Source organism: Salinimicrobium sp. 3283s, from assembly GCF_039602225.1.
GTDB lineage: Bacteria > Bacteroidota > Bacteroidia > Flavobacteriales > Flavobacteriaceae > Salinimicrobium > Salinimicrobium profundisediminis.
Map to the genome: position 1 here is coordinate 984,060 of NZ_CP143631.1, position 14,140 is coordinate 998,199.

Consider the following 14,140-nt stretch of genomic DNA (forward strand, 5'->3'; position numbering starts at 1 on the left):
TTATTGAGGCACGTAAAGTGTTTGGCCAATGCCAATGTTAGTACCTCTAAGGTTGTTCATTTTTTGTAACTGCTCTACCGTTAAATTATGCCTTTTCGCGATGGAGTACAAAGTATCTCCCTGCTGCACGGTATATTCTCTCGTTGAAGAATTCCCGGCACTTTGCGACGCTGAATAGGCTATCTCGCGTGCAGGGGCATCGCCATCATAAAGATATAATTGATATCTTTCTATAAGGCTAATGAGTTTATCGGGGTACTTCCGGTCGGTAGCATATCCGGCAGCTCTTAAGCCCCTGGCCCATCCTTTATAATCCTGGATATCGAGATCAAATAAAGCTGCGTAGCGTTTTCTTTCAGCCAAAAAGAGCGAGTGATCCCTGTAAGAATATTTAGGATCCTTGTATTTCCTAAAACATTCCTGCCTTTCATCATCATCGTGATATACTTTTTGGCCGCTCCAGCCATGACATTTAATTCCGAAGTGATTGTTTGCTCTGCGGGTCAATTGTCCTTCTCCCGCCCCACTTTCAAGGATTCCCTGCGCCAGAGTTATACTGGCCGGAATTTTATAAAGCTGCATTTCTTCCTGGGCAATAGGAGCATATTCGTGAATATAAGCCTCAATCTTGTCGCTGTAGGTACGTGGCGTAGATGGTACCTGGGTCTTCTCTTCCCGGGGAGCATTTCTATCTACAACAGCAGGAACTTCCTTCTTAGAAGATCGCTTTGAGACTTTTTTACCTGTCCCACAGGAAACCGTAAAAACGAGGAGAAAAAGTGTTAGAAATTTAAATGCTGCTTTCATCATAAGTCAAAATTGTAGGTAGATTTTTCATCTTTAACACCTTGTTCATTCCGGCAATGCCCTGGAGGCCTCCCGTATGAATGGCTAAAATACGAGTATTTTCCAAAAAATATCCGGTGCGGGCGAGATCAAAAATGCCGTACAGGAGTTTCCCTGTGTACACGGGATCTAACTGAATATCATAACGACTTCGGAAGTCATTGATAAAGTTTATAAGCTTTTCATCCACCTTAGCATAACCTCCAAAATGGTAATTTGTTATAAGGTCCCAGTTATTATTTTTGCTGAAGCGGGCAATCTCCGGCTTCAAAAAATCCCCTTTCAACGCAGGAAATCCGAATACCTGCTGATGCTCTTCAGAAACATTTATGAGTCCGCTGATGGTTCCCCCTGTGCCCACCGCGCAACAAATCACATCAAATTCGGCATCTCCCGGAAGCAAAATTTCCTCACAGCCCTGTACAGCAAATTCATTAGTACCGCCTTCGGGCACCAGGTAAAAATCTCCGAATTGCTTCCGCAGGTCTTCAATAAATACTTCGGAAGTTTTCTCCCTATAATGGCTTCGGCTTATAAAATGGAATTCCATTCCGCAGCCATGGGCAAACTTTAAGGTCGGGTTCTCCTGAAGCGTCTTCTCAAGATCTTCTGCCAGCTCCTCACCTCTTATGACGCCAATAGTTTTAAAACCCGAGATCTTACCGGCAGCTGCAGTGGCCGCAATATGATTGGAATAAGCCCCGCCAAAGGTGAGCAAAATTTGCCTTTTTTGAGAGGTAGCTTCAGCGATGTTATACTTCAGCTTCCGGAATTTGTTGCCCGACACTTCAGGATGCAAAAGGTCTTCCCGCTTCAGGTGAATTGAAACACCATTCACTTCAGCAATAAACTGATTGGGCACTTTTGTAAAACTGGTAAAAAGGTTTGTGGGTTGAGGCATTTTCAGAATATAAACTATTGCGGACTAACCACGAGGCTGCAAATATTAAGAACTAATTATAAGAAACAAAGGGTGGTTTGTCAAAAAGTATATTTAATTTCTGAAATTAATTTAGACCCGATGAAAAAATTTGATGCCATTATAATTGGAACGGGACAGGCAGGCCCTCCCCTGGCTTCCAGCCTCGCCAAAAACGGATTAAAAACTGCCATTATTGAGAAGAGTGAACTTGGCGGTACTTGCGTCAACACAGGTTGTACGCCAACCAAAGCTTATGTGGCCTCGGCCAGGAGAGCCTTTATTGCCCGAAATAGCCGGGAAATGGGGGTGAATATTGAAGGAGAGGTGCAGGTAGATCTCAAAACAATCAAGACCCGGAAAGATCAACTAATAGCCGATTCTCATGAAGGCCTCAAAAAAGCTTTTGAAAAAGAAGAGCATATTACTCTTTTTCAAGGAAAAGCTGAGTTTCTGGACAACCATACTATTTTGGTTAACGGGGAAGAATTAACGGCAGAAAAGATCTTTATCAATGTGGGAGGCAGGCCAAGGGTGCCAAAAGATTTTGAAGCTGTAAACTATCTCACCAACCGCAGTATGCTCGATCTGGAAGAAGTGCCCAAAAATCTTGTTATCGTGGGTGGTGGTTATGTGGGGCTGGAATTTGCACAGATGTTTAGCCGGTTTGGAAGTGAAGTGACTATTTTGGAGCGGGGTTCGGCCCTCATGAAAAAAGAGGACGACGATATTGCTGAAGCCATTACCGAGATCATCAAAGAAAGCGGCATCAATGTGCTGCTGAATTCTGATTGTATCAAAGCTGCTGAAAAAGATGGCGAAATTGAAGTAACCTATAACTGTGAAACAGGAAGTAAAAAAATAACCACCTCTCACCTTTTACTGGGAGTGGGAAGAGTTCCAAATACAGATGATCTAGGGCTGGGAAAAACTGGCGTAGAATTGGACGACCGTGGATTCATCAAAGTGAATGATGAACTGCAGACATCGGTGTCGCACATTTGGGCTTTGGGAGATTGTAATGGAGAAGGTGCCTTTACCCACACCGCCTACAATGACTTCCAAATTGTAAATTCCACTTTGTATGAAGACCGGAAGAGAAAATTGACTGACCGTTTTCCCTGTTATGCCGCATATATCGATCCGCCGCTTGCCCGGGTAGGTCTTGATGAAAAACAGATCAAAGCTCAGGGAATAAAAGCTAAAGTTGCTGAAATGCCCATGAAGAAGGTTGCACGTGCTAAAGAAAAAGGAGAGACCGCCGGAAAAATGAAGATCTTCATTGATGCCAAAACAGACAGGATCCTGGGAGCAACATTTTTAGGAACCGGGGCAGATGAATACATCCACACCGTAATAGACCAGATGTATGCAGGCGCAACCTACCAAGTAATGCGGGATGCCGTACATATTCACCCCACGGTAAGCGAACTTATTCCCACCATGCTAGAAAATCTTCGGGAGCTATAGCCTTGAAAAGGCCTTTTAGAGATATTTTCTGAAACCCCAGAATGAACGTCGGGGAATGTAATTCAGGTTTCTTTCGTTGGCATAAGCTTCGCGCTCAAAACAAATTCTACTATAAGCTTTATAGGAGTCCCTGTACTTTATGAGCCTGATGAAATATTCGAAAAAGTACCACACAAAGAAGAAGATCACCAGTAGCTCCACCTGTTGCTTGAGGTGAATGCGCTCATGGTTCATGAAGACCGGGTTACTTTTAAGATCTTTTCGCTTTATTATAATAAATGGCCAAAGGACTACGCCATCAAAGTGTTTGGCAAGAATAAATTTATTAACCACCACAAACATTAGGGCAAGATAAGAAAATGCTATTTTTGTGATATGAGTTTTTCAAGAAAAAAAATTCCGCTTGAAGAAGGCGATTATTATCTCACCCCCGAAGGCTACCGCTGCTTTACCGAACAATACCACCTCAAAAGAGGTTATTGCTGTGAAAGTGGCTGCCGTCACTGCCCTTACGGCTTCAATAAAAAAACGAATCAACAGAAAAAATAATTCTATATGGACTTCAAAAATGCCATTTTAGAAGGTATTCCCAACATCCTGCCTCCCGCAAAAGATTATGATCTCAATGTAAATCATGCTCCAAAACGCAAGGACATCCTCTCTGCTGAAGAAAAAAAACTCGCCCTGCGCAATGCACTTAGGTATTTTGACAGCAAACATCACGAAAAGCTGCTGCCCGAATTCCGCGAGGAACTTGATACCTACGGAAGGATCTATATGTACCGCCTGCGTCCCGATTATGAGATGTATGCCCGGCCAATTTCTGAATATCCCGGAAAATGTGAGCAGGCAAAAGGGATCATGCTCATGATCCAGAACAACCTGGATCCTCAGGTGGCCCAACATCCGCATGAGTTGATCACCTATGGCGGCAACGGCGCTGTTTTCCAGAATTGGGCACAATACCGCCTGGTGATGAAATATCTGGCCGAAATGACCGAAGAACAAACTTTGGTGATGAACTCAGGTCACCCGCTGGGACTCTTTCCTTCACATAAAGATGCACCGCGCGTGGTGGTAACCAATGGCATGATGATCCCCAACTACTCCAAACAGGACGACTGGGAAAAATTCAATGCGCTTGGCGTAACTCAATACGGACAAATGACTGCGGGCAGCTATATGTATATAGGCCCTCAGGGAATCGTTCACGGCACCACGATTACGGTACTGAATGCGCTTCGGAAAATTGCTCAAACGTCCACCTCTCCCCAGGGCAAGGGTGTCAAAAAGGGCATTTTAGGAGAGGGTTCTTTGTTTGTTACTTCAGGACTTGGTGGCATGAGCGGCGCACAACCCAAAGCCGGAAATATCGCCGGTTGCATTACGGTTTGTGCCGAAGTGAATCCAAAAGCAGTAGAAACACGTCACTCTCAGGGCTGGGTAGATGAAGTTGTTAAAGACCTCAATGTGCTGGTCCAAAAAGTTTCTGAAGCAAAAAAAGTAGGAAAAACCATCTCTTTTGCATACCTCGGAAATGTGGTAGAAGTATGGGAGAAATTTGATGAAGAGAATATTCATATTGATTTAGGAAGCGACCAGACTTCCCTGCACAACCCGTGGGCAGGAGGTTATTATCCGGCAGGCCTCACGATGGAAGAAGCAAACACCATGATGAGCCGCGATCCCGAAAGGTTCAAAGAAAAAGTACGGGAAAGTCTGCGGCGACAAACCGAAGCCATTAACCGCCACACCAAAAAAGGCACCTACTTTTTCGATTATGGAAATGCCTTTTTACTGGAGGCTTCGAGAGCAGGTGCCAAAATCTATAAAGACGAGGCAGGTGATTTTGTTAGCGGAGCTGCAGCAGGAGAAGACAAAGATTTCGCATACCCGAGTTACGTGCAGGACATTATGGGGCCCATGTGTTTTGATTACGGTTTTGGTCCCTTTCGCTGGGTATGCGCTTCAGGAAAGAAAGAAGATCTGGAGAAAACCGACCAGATTGCACGGGAAGTACTTCAGAAGTTAAAACAAGAGGTTCCCGAAGAAATTCAGCAGCAAATGCAGGACAACATCAAGTGGATCGAAGGTGCCAGGGCGAATAAGCTGGTGGTAGGTTCACAGGCCCGAATTCTTTATGCCGATGCTGAAGGCAGGATTGAAATCGCACGTGCCTTCAATAAAGCCATCGAAAAAGGGCAAATTGGAACTGTAATTTTGGGGCGTGACCATCACGATGTTTCGGGCACCGATTCTCCTTACCGCGAAACTTCCAATATTTACGACGGCTCCCGCTACACAGCCGATATGGCCATACAAAATGTGATTGGCGACAGCTTTAGAGGCGCCACCTGGGTGAGCATTCACAACGGCGGCGGTGTAGGCTGGGGTGAAGTGATCAATGGAGGGTTCGGTATGGTTCTTGAAGGAAATAAAGAGTCGGAGAGACGACTTAACTCAATGTTATTCTGGGATGTAAACAACGGGATTGCCCGTAGATCATGGGCCCGAAACGAAGGTGCTGTGTTAGCCATAAAACGCGCGATGGAAGTAGAACCTCGTTTAAAAGTCACTATGCCCAACATTGTAGATGATCGCCTGTTGGACAATTAACCTAAAAACAATATTTATATGAGAGCGATTAAAATTACTTCGGTACTCGTTCTGTTCGTGCTGGTAATGACTTCCTGTAGTACCGTGAAAGTAGCGACAGATTACGACAGGGAAGTCAACTTCTCACAGTACCAGACCTATGCCTTCTTCAAACCCGGTATTGACAAAGCAGAAATTTCTGATCTTGACAAAAAAAGGATTTTAAGAGCCATAGACCAGGAAATGCAGGAAAAAGGCTTTACAAAGTCAGATAATCCGGACATGCTTGTAAGCATTTTCACCAAGACCAAGGAGAACGTGAACATCTATAACAACGCCTACGGCTATGGTTACGGATGGGGCTGGCACCCTTGGTATTGGGGATCTGGATATAACACCGTAAGCTCTACTACCGAAGGTACTTTGTATATAGACCTTATTGATGCAGGAAAAAAAGAACTGGTTTGGCAGGGAATGGGCACTGCTGCACTATCAAGAAAAGTGGAACAAAAACAAGAGAGAATAAACGAAATAGTTGAAGAGATCCTGGAGAAATATCCGCCTTCTTTGAACTAATTTACATTTTAAGTCCCCCATCTAAAGCCGCTAAAAACTTAAAAAATTAGCGGCTTTTTTGATTTATACTGAAGCCTATACAAATGGTATTCAATAGATTACAAACTTTATATTTTTGTATCTTTAAAACCTGTTCATTACCTATAGCTATGGAAAAAGAATTTGAATCGAATGAGATCATTGACCGGCTTCCGGCACACCTTAAGCAATTCATAAAGCCTCAGAATTACGAAGACTACACGCCAATCAATCAGGCGGTGTGGCGGTATGTGATGCGCAAAAATGTAGATTACCTTAGCAAGGTTGCCCACTCCTCTTATCTCGACGGACTCAAAAAAACAGGAATTTCCATAGATCATATTCCCAATATGTACGGGATGAACAGGATCCTCAAGGAAATTGGCTGGGCCGCCGTAGCGGTTGACGGATTTATTCCGCCGGCAGCTTTTATGGAGTTTCAGGCTTTTAATGTACTGGTGATAGCCAGTGACATCAGGCAACTCGAGCACATAGAATACACCCCGGCACCTGATATTATCCATGAAGGTGCAGGCCACGCTCCTATTATTGCAAATCCCGAATACGCCGAATACCTCCGGCGCTTTGGGGAGATTGGTTGCAAAGCCATTTCCAGCGCAAAAGATTACGAGATCTACGAAGCCATTCGCCACCTTTCCATCATCAAAGAAGCCGAAGATACACCGCAGGAAGAGATCGAAGCTGCCGAGAAAAAAGTTGACGAACTGCAGAATGACCAGCGGGAGCAAAGCGAGATGGCCCAGATTAGAAACCTGCACTGGTGGACCGTGGAATATGGACTCATAGGTACGCCCGAAGATCCTAAAATCTATGGCGCCGGACTCCTTTCCTCGATTGGGGAAAGCGCCTGGTGCATGACCGATAAGGTTAAGAAAATACCTTATACCATTGAAGCTGCACAGCAGGAATTCGACATTACAAAACCTCAGCCACAGCTGTACGTAACACCCGACTTTGCTCACCTGAGTCTTGTCCTGGAACAGTTCGCCAATAAAATGGCACTGCGCGTTGGCGGCCTGGAAGGCCTTCAAAAACTTATAAATTCCAAAAATATTGGTACGATAGAACTCAGCACCGGGATACAAATCTCGGGTAATTTCACCCGCGTGATTGAAGATCATGGAAAACCGGTTTATTTCCAAACAACCGGAGAAACTGCCCTGGCTGCCAGAGAGAAAGAACTGGTGGGCCACGGCAAGAAAAACCATCCCGATGGCTTTGGTTCTCCCGTTGGAAGGTTAAAAGGCATCAACCTTGCCATTGAAGATATGAGTCCGCGTGACCTGCGAGCTTACGATATTTATGAAGGCGAACAGGTGAATTTTGAATTTGAAGGCGGGATAACTGTTAAGGGGGAGATCATCACCGGCACCAGGAATTTACAGGGAAAGATCATACTTATAAGCTTAAAGAATTGCACCGTCACCTGGAAAGATGAGGTGCTGTTTAAGACAGAGTGGGGTAATTATGACATGGCCATTGGAAAAGAAGTGATCTCGGCCTTTGCAGGACCTGCAGATGCAAAATCCTTTAATCTTATCACTCACACTCCTTCCTCGACCACCATTAAAAGTAAAAAAACACCGGAGCGGGAGGAATTGGAATCCCTCTATGAATCTATTAGAAATATAAGGCAGGGAAAAAACACCAAATTCTCGCTGGAAGCAGCTTTTGATCTTGTGAAAAAATATCATCCTAAAGACTGGCTGCTTTCCGTAGAGATCTTTGAACTTGCCAGCGGGAAGGATGAGAAACTGGCTTCGGCAGTACTGGAACATCTGGAAGATATCAAACAAAGAAGACCAGAAGTTTCACACCTTATCGATAACGGGATCGGTTTGGTAAAACCCGGGTTAGTAACGCACTAATTACAGCTTCAACTCCTGCATTTCCTGTTCGGCGCTAAATTCCTGATCGTTATAGGTAAGCGTCCAGCCAAGGGTGTTGGTGAGGATATAGATCTTTTGCAGCTCACTTATCAGCCGGTTTTTGGCGTTGGATTTTAAAGTGGAATTCTCCACTTTTTCCCGCATTGATTTATTGATGCGCGTTTTGATCTTGTTATAATCATCGGCCGTAAACTGGTTAAGGTAATCCTGGGTGATGTCGTAATATTTTATATCGGGGTAGATATTTATCTCCTCTTCCGGAATATGTTTTATGTGAACCGTTTTATTTTCAACATCAACCTCAGTGACCAGTTTACTCAGGTCGTACGCCACCGTCGCTTTCGTATTCACAATAATTAGTGCCCTTTTTCGGGCCGGGAGCACATCCAGAAACCTGTTTTTTGTGTCTTTATAAGTATAAACCTGCGAAAAAGTTCCCTCGGTCACCACAAGTTTCCCAACGTTCTTAATTTGCTGCTGAATAAGCGCAGTGCTTTCCTCCAGGCGATCTCTTTCGGCATTTCGGTTCTCAAAATAGCGATAAACCATGAAAATAAGCAGTACTGCAAGGGCACCAAGAATGTATTTCTTCATGTTCTAAAAATACAAATTAGGAACCTGCTTTTTTTGAAGAAAATGTGAAGATTTCCCTTAAAAATTAATCTGAGGCACTTCTTTTTCGAGTTTTTCTATTTTTTGTTGAAGATTTCTTCGGAATTTCTGATGTGCTTCAGAAGTTTCATTAAAAGGCCGGTGTAAAAGCCCTTTTTGGATGGTATCTACCTGTTTCATTACTTCGGAAGCTGCTGAAGCTATCCAGGTCTGCCTGAATTTTTCCCAAATATAATCTACCGCCACACTATTAGGGTGCACCATATCTTCAGTATAGAACCTGTAATCCCGAAGCTCGTCCATCATGATCTCATACGACGGAAAATAGCCAGAATTTTCTTCTGAAGCCACTACTTCCTGAATCGCAGTGATGAGTTTTGCCTTGCTTAACTGATTTTCAACAAAACCATCCTTTAAATGTCGCACAGGGGAAACAGTGAAGATAATTTCGGCTGAAGGATTGAGCGACCTCACAATTTCTGAGAGGTCAAAAATGGCATTTTTGACATCTGTTATTTCCTTGCTAAAATTCGCCTGTGGCACTTTATGGCAATTAGCCACCAGCCGGCCAGTTTCATTTAGCCTATAGCCCCAGGCTGTTCCCGGCGTGATGATCACATGAGTGGCTGTCTTCAAAAACTCGCGGGTTTCCTTGACTGCAGCGTTCAATTTGCTCAGGATCTCCTCTTTTTCTACGGAATTAAGATCGGAATGGGCTTCATAGCATTTCCAGGTTTCATTGTGGTAAAAAATATCTGCTTCAGTAAAAACATGCTGCTCTTTTACCCTTTTTAAGAAGTTGTGAATGGCCGCAGGATGAAAAAGAATTCCGAAGGGATTGAGCAGGCTCGGGAATTTAAAGTACTCCAGTTTCTTTCCGATATTTTCCACAAAACAGGAACCCAAAAGCAGCACTTTTGAAGAGTAACCGATTTTTGGTTCTTTCGAAATGACGGGAACTTGAGTACGGAATTCCATTTGTTTCTATTTGCAGACCTACAAGGTTTTAAAAACCTTGTAGGTCTTTTTAAATGAGAAATATTCTAGCAAAAACCTACAAGGTCAAAAAAAGACCTTGCAGGTTAATTTGAGATATAAAACCTAACAGGTCTTGGAGACCTGTTAGGTTTAGACGATTTAAAAATCTTATTTTACAAACTCCTCAGCCTTTTGCAGGGCCTCGTCCAATCCGGCAGGATTTTTACCTCCTGCGGTGGCGTAAAATGGTTGTCCGCCGCCGCCGCCCTGGATGTAGCGACCGAGTTCCTTTACTACCTTTCCGGCATTAAGACCTTTTTCCTGTACCAGGTTCTTTGAAATGTAACAGGACAGCATTGCTTTTTCATCCTGCCGGGTACCAAAAAGAAGGAATAGATTATCCATTTCATCTCCCAACTGGAAAGAAAGGTCTTTGATGCCGCCTATGTCTAAATCCACTTTTTGAGCCAGGAAGTTGATGCCGTTAATTTCTTTGATCTGGTTTTTAAGATCTCCCTTCAGGTTTTTTGCCTTATCGCGAAGCAGAGATTCGATCTGCTTCTTTAATTCGGCATTTTCTTCCTGCAGGTTCACCACTGCTTTCACGGGATCTTTGGCGTTCTTAAGCACAGCTTTGATCTCGCTGAAGGTTTGGGTTTGGGCAGTAAAATATTCTTTGGCAGCCTCGTTGGTAATAGCTTCAATCCGGCGAATCCCCGAAGCCACGGCTCCTTCAGAAATGATCTTAAAATGCCATATATCGGCTGTATTTCCTACATGCGTTCCGCCGCAGAGTTCCATAGATTTTCCGAAGCGAATAGCGCGGACTTTATCTCCGTATTTCTCTCCAAAAAGAGCAATTACACCCTCGTTTATAGCATCCTGATAAGGCATTTCCCTGTTCTCAACAAGCGGTAGTTTATCGGCAATCCGCGTGTTCACAAAATCTTCTATCTGCTGCAATTCTTCCGAAGAAACTTTGCTGAAGTGAGAGAAGTCAAATCTTAAATAATCGCTTTGCACCATAGAACCTTTTTGCTCTACATGCGGCCCGAGAATTTCCCTGAGCGCCTGGTGCAATAAGTGCGTGGCACTGTGATTGGCCGCAGTACGTGCGCGTTGAGCCGCATTTACTTTGGCCGAAAAAGTACCCGAAAGATCTTCGGGAAGTTCTTTGGTGAGGTGAATAATAAGGTTGTTCTCTTTACGGGTGTCTAAAATGTAATTTACAGCGCCATTTTTTGACTCCAGAGTTCCTTTGTCACCTACCTGACCTCCGCCTTCAGGATAAAAAGGCGTCTTACTGAAGACCAGCTGGTATAGCTCCCCTTCTTTTTTAGATTCCACTTTGCGGTAGCGCAAGATCTCCACTTCGGCTTCAAGGCTGTCATAGCCCACAAAACCTTCGGTCTCTGCTTCCTTCACCACCTGCCAGTCTCCCGAAGTCACCTTGGATGCGTTTCGCGAACGATCTTTTTGCTTCTGAAGCTCGGCTTCAAATTCCTTTTGGTCAAGGCTGTAGCCTTTTTCACTCAGAATTAGTGCGGTAAGGTCAATAGGGAATCCAAAAGTGTCATATAATTCAAAGGCTTTTTGGCCGGAAACTTTTTTGTCTTTGCTCTCTTGCATGATCTGATCCAGCAGCACCAACCCCTGATCAAGCGTGCGTAAAAAGGAATTTTCTTCTTCCCTTATCACGTTTGTGATGAGGTTTTGCTGAGAACGAAGTTCGGGAAATGCTTCTCCCATCTGGCTTGTCAGCGTTTCAACCAGTTTATAAACAAAGGCTTCTTTTTGGTTGAGGAAAGTGAAGCCATAGCGAATGGCCCTTCTAAGGATACGACGAATCACATAACCGGCGCCGGTACTACCCGGCAACTGCCCGTCGGCAATGGCAAAAGATACCGCCCGCACATGATCGGCAATTACGCGAATTGCGATGTCGGTCTCTTCGCTCTTCCCGTATTCTGAAGTTGTCACCTCGCTAATCTTCTTGATGAGCGGGGTGAAAACATCTGTATCGTAATTGGATTTTACGCCCTGCAGCGCCATACAGAGACGCTCAAAGCCCATCCCGGTATCAACGTGTTTCTCCGGAAGTTTTTCCAGGGAACCATCGGCTTTTCGGTTAAACTGAATGAAAACCAGGTTCCAGATCTCCACTACAAGCGGATGATCATTGTTTACCAGGTCCCTTCCGGGTGTTTTCGCCTTCTCTTCAGCCGATCTAAGGTCAATATGGATTTCAGAAGAAGGTCCGCACGGCCCCTGGTCACCCATTTCCCAGAAATTATCTTTTTTATTTCCGTAGATAATGCGGTCTTCGGGCACTATTGCCTTCCAAAGATCTAATGCTTCCTGGTCTACTGGCAGATCTTCTTCTTCACTGCCTTCAAAAACCGATACATAAAGGTCTTCCTTGTTCAATTTATAAACTTCCGTGAGCAGTTCCCATGCCCAATGTATCGCTTCCTTCTTAAAATAATCTCCAAAACTCCAGTTGCCCAGCATCTCGAACATGGTATGATGATAGGTGTCTTTACCCACCTCTTCAAGATCGTTGTGCTTCCCGCTCACGCGAAGACATTTTTGGGTATCGGCGATGCGGCGGCTGGTTGGGGTTCCGTTTCCAAGAAAGAATTCCTTGAACTGGTTCATCCCGGCATTGGTGAACATGAGCGTAGGGTCATCTTTTACTACCATGGGTGCCGATGGCACTATGCTATGGGATTTATTTTGAAAGAATTCGAGGAATTTAGAACGTATCTCCTGGGATTTCATGAAGGCTAGAATTTAATATTATGCTGTCGGGAAAACAATTTTTATATTTGTTCGTTTCTCAAGCTGATTGTTGCACTGTTTTTGCAACATATTAAGTAACGCAAAAATAGAATAATTTAACTTATATGTCTAAGGTTAAATATTATTACGACAGCGAGACGCTATCTTACAAAAAGATTGAGCGCAAAAAAGGCCGCCGCCTTGGAATTGCTGCTCTTAGTGTGCTGGGGACCATCCTGGCAGGCTTTGTTCTCCTGGTAATCTACCTCAACATCCCGCAGCTGGAAACTCCCAAAGAAAAAGCACTTTCCCGCGAGCTGGAAAATATGAAGTTACAGTACAGCATGCTTAACCGTAAAATGGAGCAAATTGAGAATGTACTGGCCAATGTAGAAGATCGCGATAACAACATTTACCGTCTTTACTTTGAAGCAAACCCCATCCCCGAAGAACAGCGCCTTGCGGGATTTGGAGGGATAAACCGCTATAAAGACCTGGAAGGCTTCGATAATTCAAAACTTATTATAGAAAGCCACAAAAAGCTGGATATGCTTACCAAGCGCCTGGTAGTACAGTCCCGCTCCCTTGACGAGATCGTAGAGTTGGCCAATGACAAAGAGAATTTACTGGCTTCAATTCCTGCAATTATTCCGGTGAAGAATGAAAACCTAAAGAGGATGGCTTCAGGTTATGGCTGGCGCACAGATCCTTTTACCAAAGTGCGAAAATTCCATTATGGAATGGACTTTACAGCGCCACGTGGCACACCTGTTTATGCCACTGGTGACGGGGTTGTAGAACGCGCAGACAACCGTTCAAGCGGTTATGGTAACCACATTAGAATTAATCACGGCTATGGCTATGTGAGCCTTTACGGACATTTGTACAAGTACAATGTAAAGAGAGGACAAAAGGTGCAAAGAGGTGATCTTATTGGCTTTGTTGGCAGCACCGGCCGTTCACAGGCGCCTCACCTGCACTACGAGATCTTTAAGGATGATGAAAAGATCAATCCTATCAACTTTTACTACGGACATTTATCTCCAGCTGAATATGACGAAATCCTGGAGCAGGCACAACTTGAAAACCAATCTCTGGATTAATGCACGTAAACCTGCCCGATAAGTTGTATTATTCTATTGGCGAAGTGGCTGAAGCTTTTAGCGTGAACACCTCTCTCATCAGGTTTTGGGAGAAAGAATTTGATGCCATAAAACCGCGGAAGAACGCCAAAGGCAATCGTAAATTCACTAAAGAAGATATTAAAAACCTCGAATTGATCTATCATCTGGTCAAAGAAAGAGGCTTTACCCTGGAAGGGGCAAAAATCCATCTTAAGGAAGAGAAAAGCCGGAAAACATTGTCTAACTTTGAAGTCATTCGTAAGTTAGAAAATATAAAATCTACACTAATAAATTTAAAAAAGGAATTGTAA

General features: G+C 44.0%; 13 protein-coding genes. 7 read left to right on the forward strand and 6 right to left on the reverse strand.

Annotated elements, in window-relative coordinates; genetic code table 11:
* Entirely contained in the window at positions 1 to 810 is an 810-nt protein-coding gene (locus VS868_RS04255; RefSeq protein WP_345599311.1) for a glucosaminidase domain-containing protein, read from the reverse strand.
* On the reverse strand, positions 791 to 1,747 hold the full coding sequence (locus tag VS868_RS04260) for a pyridoxal-phosphate dependent enzyme (protein WP_345599312.1): 957 nt from the start codon (positions 1,745 to 1,747) through the stop codon (positions 791 to 793). Before VS868_RS04260 ends, VS868_RS04255 begins: the two co-directional genes overlap by 20 nt.
* Positions 1,748 to 1,867: 120 nt before the next feature.
* Here VS868_RS04260 and VS868_RS04265 point away from each other — a divergent pair, with 120 nt between their 5' ends.
* Complete coding sequence (locus tag VS868_RS04265) at positions 1,868 to 3,235, forward strand: FAD-containing oxidoreductase (protein WP_345599313.1); 1,368 nt, start codon at positions 1,868 to 1,870, stop codon at positions 3,233 to 3,235.
* Positions 3,236 to 3,250: 15 nt separating this feature from the next.
* On the opposite strand, the gene VS868_RS04270 is transcribed toward VS868_RS04265, so the two are convergent.
* A complete protein-coding gene (locus VS868_RS04270; RefSeq protein WP_266070454.1) occupies positions 3,251 to 3,577 on the reverse strand; it encodes a hypothetical protein in 327 nt (108 codons plus the stop codon).
* Positions 3,578 to 3,610: 33 nt separating this feature from the next.
* On the opposite strand from VS868_RS04270, the gene VS868_RS04275 reads away from it, so the two are divergent.
* From VS868_RS04275 to VS868_RS04290, 4 genes are all read left to right on the forward strand, one after another.
* Positions 3,611 to 3,784 (forward strand): DUF5522 domain-containing protein, encoded by a 174-nt coding sequence (locus tag VS868_RS04275; RefSeq protein WP_265164674.1) that lies wholly within the window; start codon positions 3,611 to 3,613, stop codon positions 3,782 to 3,784.
* Positions 3,785 to 3,790: 6 nt separating this feature from the next.
* On the forward strand, positions 3,791 to 5,851 hold the full coding sequence (locus tag VS868_RS04280; RefSeq protein ID WP_345599314.1) for a urocanate hydratase: 2,061 nt from the start codon (positions 3,791 to 3,793) through the stop codon (positions 5,849 to 5,851).
* Positions 5,852 to 5,869: 18 nt separating this feature from the next.
* Positions 5,870 to 6,406, forward strand: a complete 537-nt coding sequence (locus tag VS868_RS04285) for a DUF4136 domain-containing protein (RefSeq protein ID WP_345599315.1) — start codon at positions 5,870 to 5,872, stop codon at positions 6,404 to 6,406.
* Between the two features lie 149 nt (positions 6,407 to 6,555).
* Positions 6,556 to 8,313 carry an aromatic amino acid hydroxylase gene (locus tag VS868_RS04290; protein WP_266070450.1) on the forward strand — a complete coding sequence of 586 codons (1,758 nt, stop codon included), beginning with the start codon at positions 6,556 to 6,558 and terminating at the stop codon, positions 8,311 to 8,313.
* Here the strand turns inward: VS868_RS04290 and VS868_RS04295 are convergent, their stop codons facing one another.
* The 3 genes from VS868_RS04295 to alaS form a co-directional block, all read right to left on the reverse strand.
* Positions 8,314 to 8,928 (reverse strand): DUF4230 domain-containing protein, encoded by a 615-nt coding sequence (locus VS868_RS04295; RefSeq protein WP_266070449.1) that lies wholly within the window; start codon positions 8,926 to 8,928, stop codon positions 8,314 to 8,316.
* A 57-nt stretch (positions 8,929 to 8,985) separates the two neighbouring features.
* Positions 8,986 to 9,924, reverse strand: a complete 939-nt coding sequence (locus tag VS868_RS04300; RefSeq protein WP_345599316.1) for a GSCFA domain-containing protein — start codon at positions 9,922 to 9,924, stop codon at positions 8,986 to 8,988.
* A gap of 168 nt (positions 9,925 to 10,092) precedes the next feature.
* Positions 10,093 to 12,705 (reverse strand): alanine--tRNA ligase, encoded by a 2,613-nt coding sequence (gene alaS, locus VS868_RS04305; RefSeq protein WP_345599317.1) that lies wholly within the window; start codon positions 12,703 to 12,705, stop codon positions 10,093 to 10,095.
* A 125-nt stretch (positions 12,706 to 12,830) separates the two neighbouring features.
* On the opposite strand from alaS, the gene VS868_RS04310 reads away from it, so the two are divergent.
* Both VS868_RS04310 and VS868_RS04315 read left to right on the forward strand, forming a co-directional pair.
* Positions 12,831 to 13,808, forward strand: a complete 978-nt coding sequence (locus tag VS868_RS04310) for a M23 family metallopeptidase (RefSeq protein ID WP_345599318.1) — start codon at positions 12,831 to 12,833, stop codon at positions 13,806 to 13,808.
* A complete protein-coding gene (locus VS868_RS04315) occupies positions 13,808 to 14,140 on the forward strand; it encodes a MerR family transcriptional regulator (protein ID WP_345599319.1) in 333 nt (110 codons plus the stop codon). Before VS868_RS04310 ends, VS868_RS04315 begins: the two co-directional genes overlap by 1 nt.

Excerpts from the sequence above, each read along its gene's own strand:
- VS868_RS04265 (WP_345599313.1), top strand. The coding sequence starts at position 1,868 with ATGAAAAAATTTGATGCCATTATAATTGGAACGGGACAGGCAGGCCCT.
- VS868_RS04295 (WP_266070449.1), bottom strand. The coding sequence starts at position 8,928 with ATGAAGAAATACATTCTTGGTGCCCTTGCAGTACTGCTTATTTTCATG.
- VS868_RS04275 (WP_265164674.1), top strand. The coding sequence starts at position 3,611 with ATGAGTTTTTCAAGAAAAAAAATTCCGCTTGAAGAAGGCGATTATTAT.
- VS868_RS04270 (WP_266070454.1), bottom strand. The coding sequence starts at position 3,577 with ATGTTTGTGGTGGTTAATAAATTTATTCTTGCCAAACACTTTGATGGC.
- VS868_RS04280 (WP_345599314.1), top strand. The coding sequence starts at position 3,791 with ATGGACTTCAAAAATGCCATTTTAGAAGGTATTCCCAACATCCTGCCT.
- VS868_RS04255 (WP_345599311.1), bottom strand. The coding sequence starts at position 810 with ATGATGAAAGCAGCATTTAAATTTCTAACACTTTTTCTCCTCGTTTTT.
- alaS (WP_345599317.1), bottom strand. The coding sequence starts at position 12,705 with ATGAAATCCCAGGAGATACGTTCTAAATTCCTCGAATTCTTTCAAAAT.
- VS868_RS04315 (WP_345599319.1), top strand. The coding sequence starts at position 13,808 with ATGCACGTAAACCTGCCCGATAAGTTGTATTATTCTATTGGCGAAGTG.
- VS868_RS04290 (WP_266070450.1), top strand. The coding sequence starts at position 6,556 with ATGGAAAAAGAATTTGAATCGAATGAGATCATTGACCGGCTTCCGGCA.
- VS868_RS04300 (WP_345599316.1), bottom strand. The coding sequence starts at position 9,924 with ATGGAATTCCGTACTCAAGTTCCCGTCATTTCGAAAGAACCAAAAATC.
- VS868_RS04285 (WP_345599315.1), top strand. The coding sequence starts at position 5,870 with ATGAGAGCGATTAAAATTACTTCGGTACTCGTTCTGTTCGTGCTGGTA.
- VS868_RS04310 (WP_345599318.1), top strand. The coding sequence starts at position 12,831 with ATGTCTAAGGTTAAATATTATTACGACAGCGAGACGCTATCTTACAAA.
- VS868_RS04260 (WP_345599312.1), bottom strand. The coding sequence starts at position 1,747 with ATGCCTCAACCCACAAACCTTTTTACCAGTTTTACAAAAGTGCCCAAT.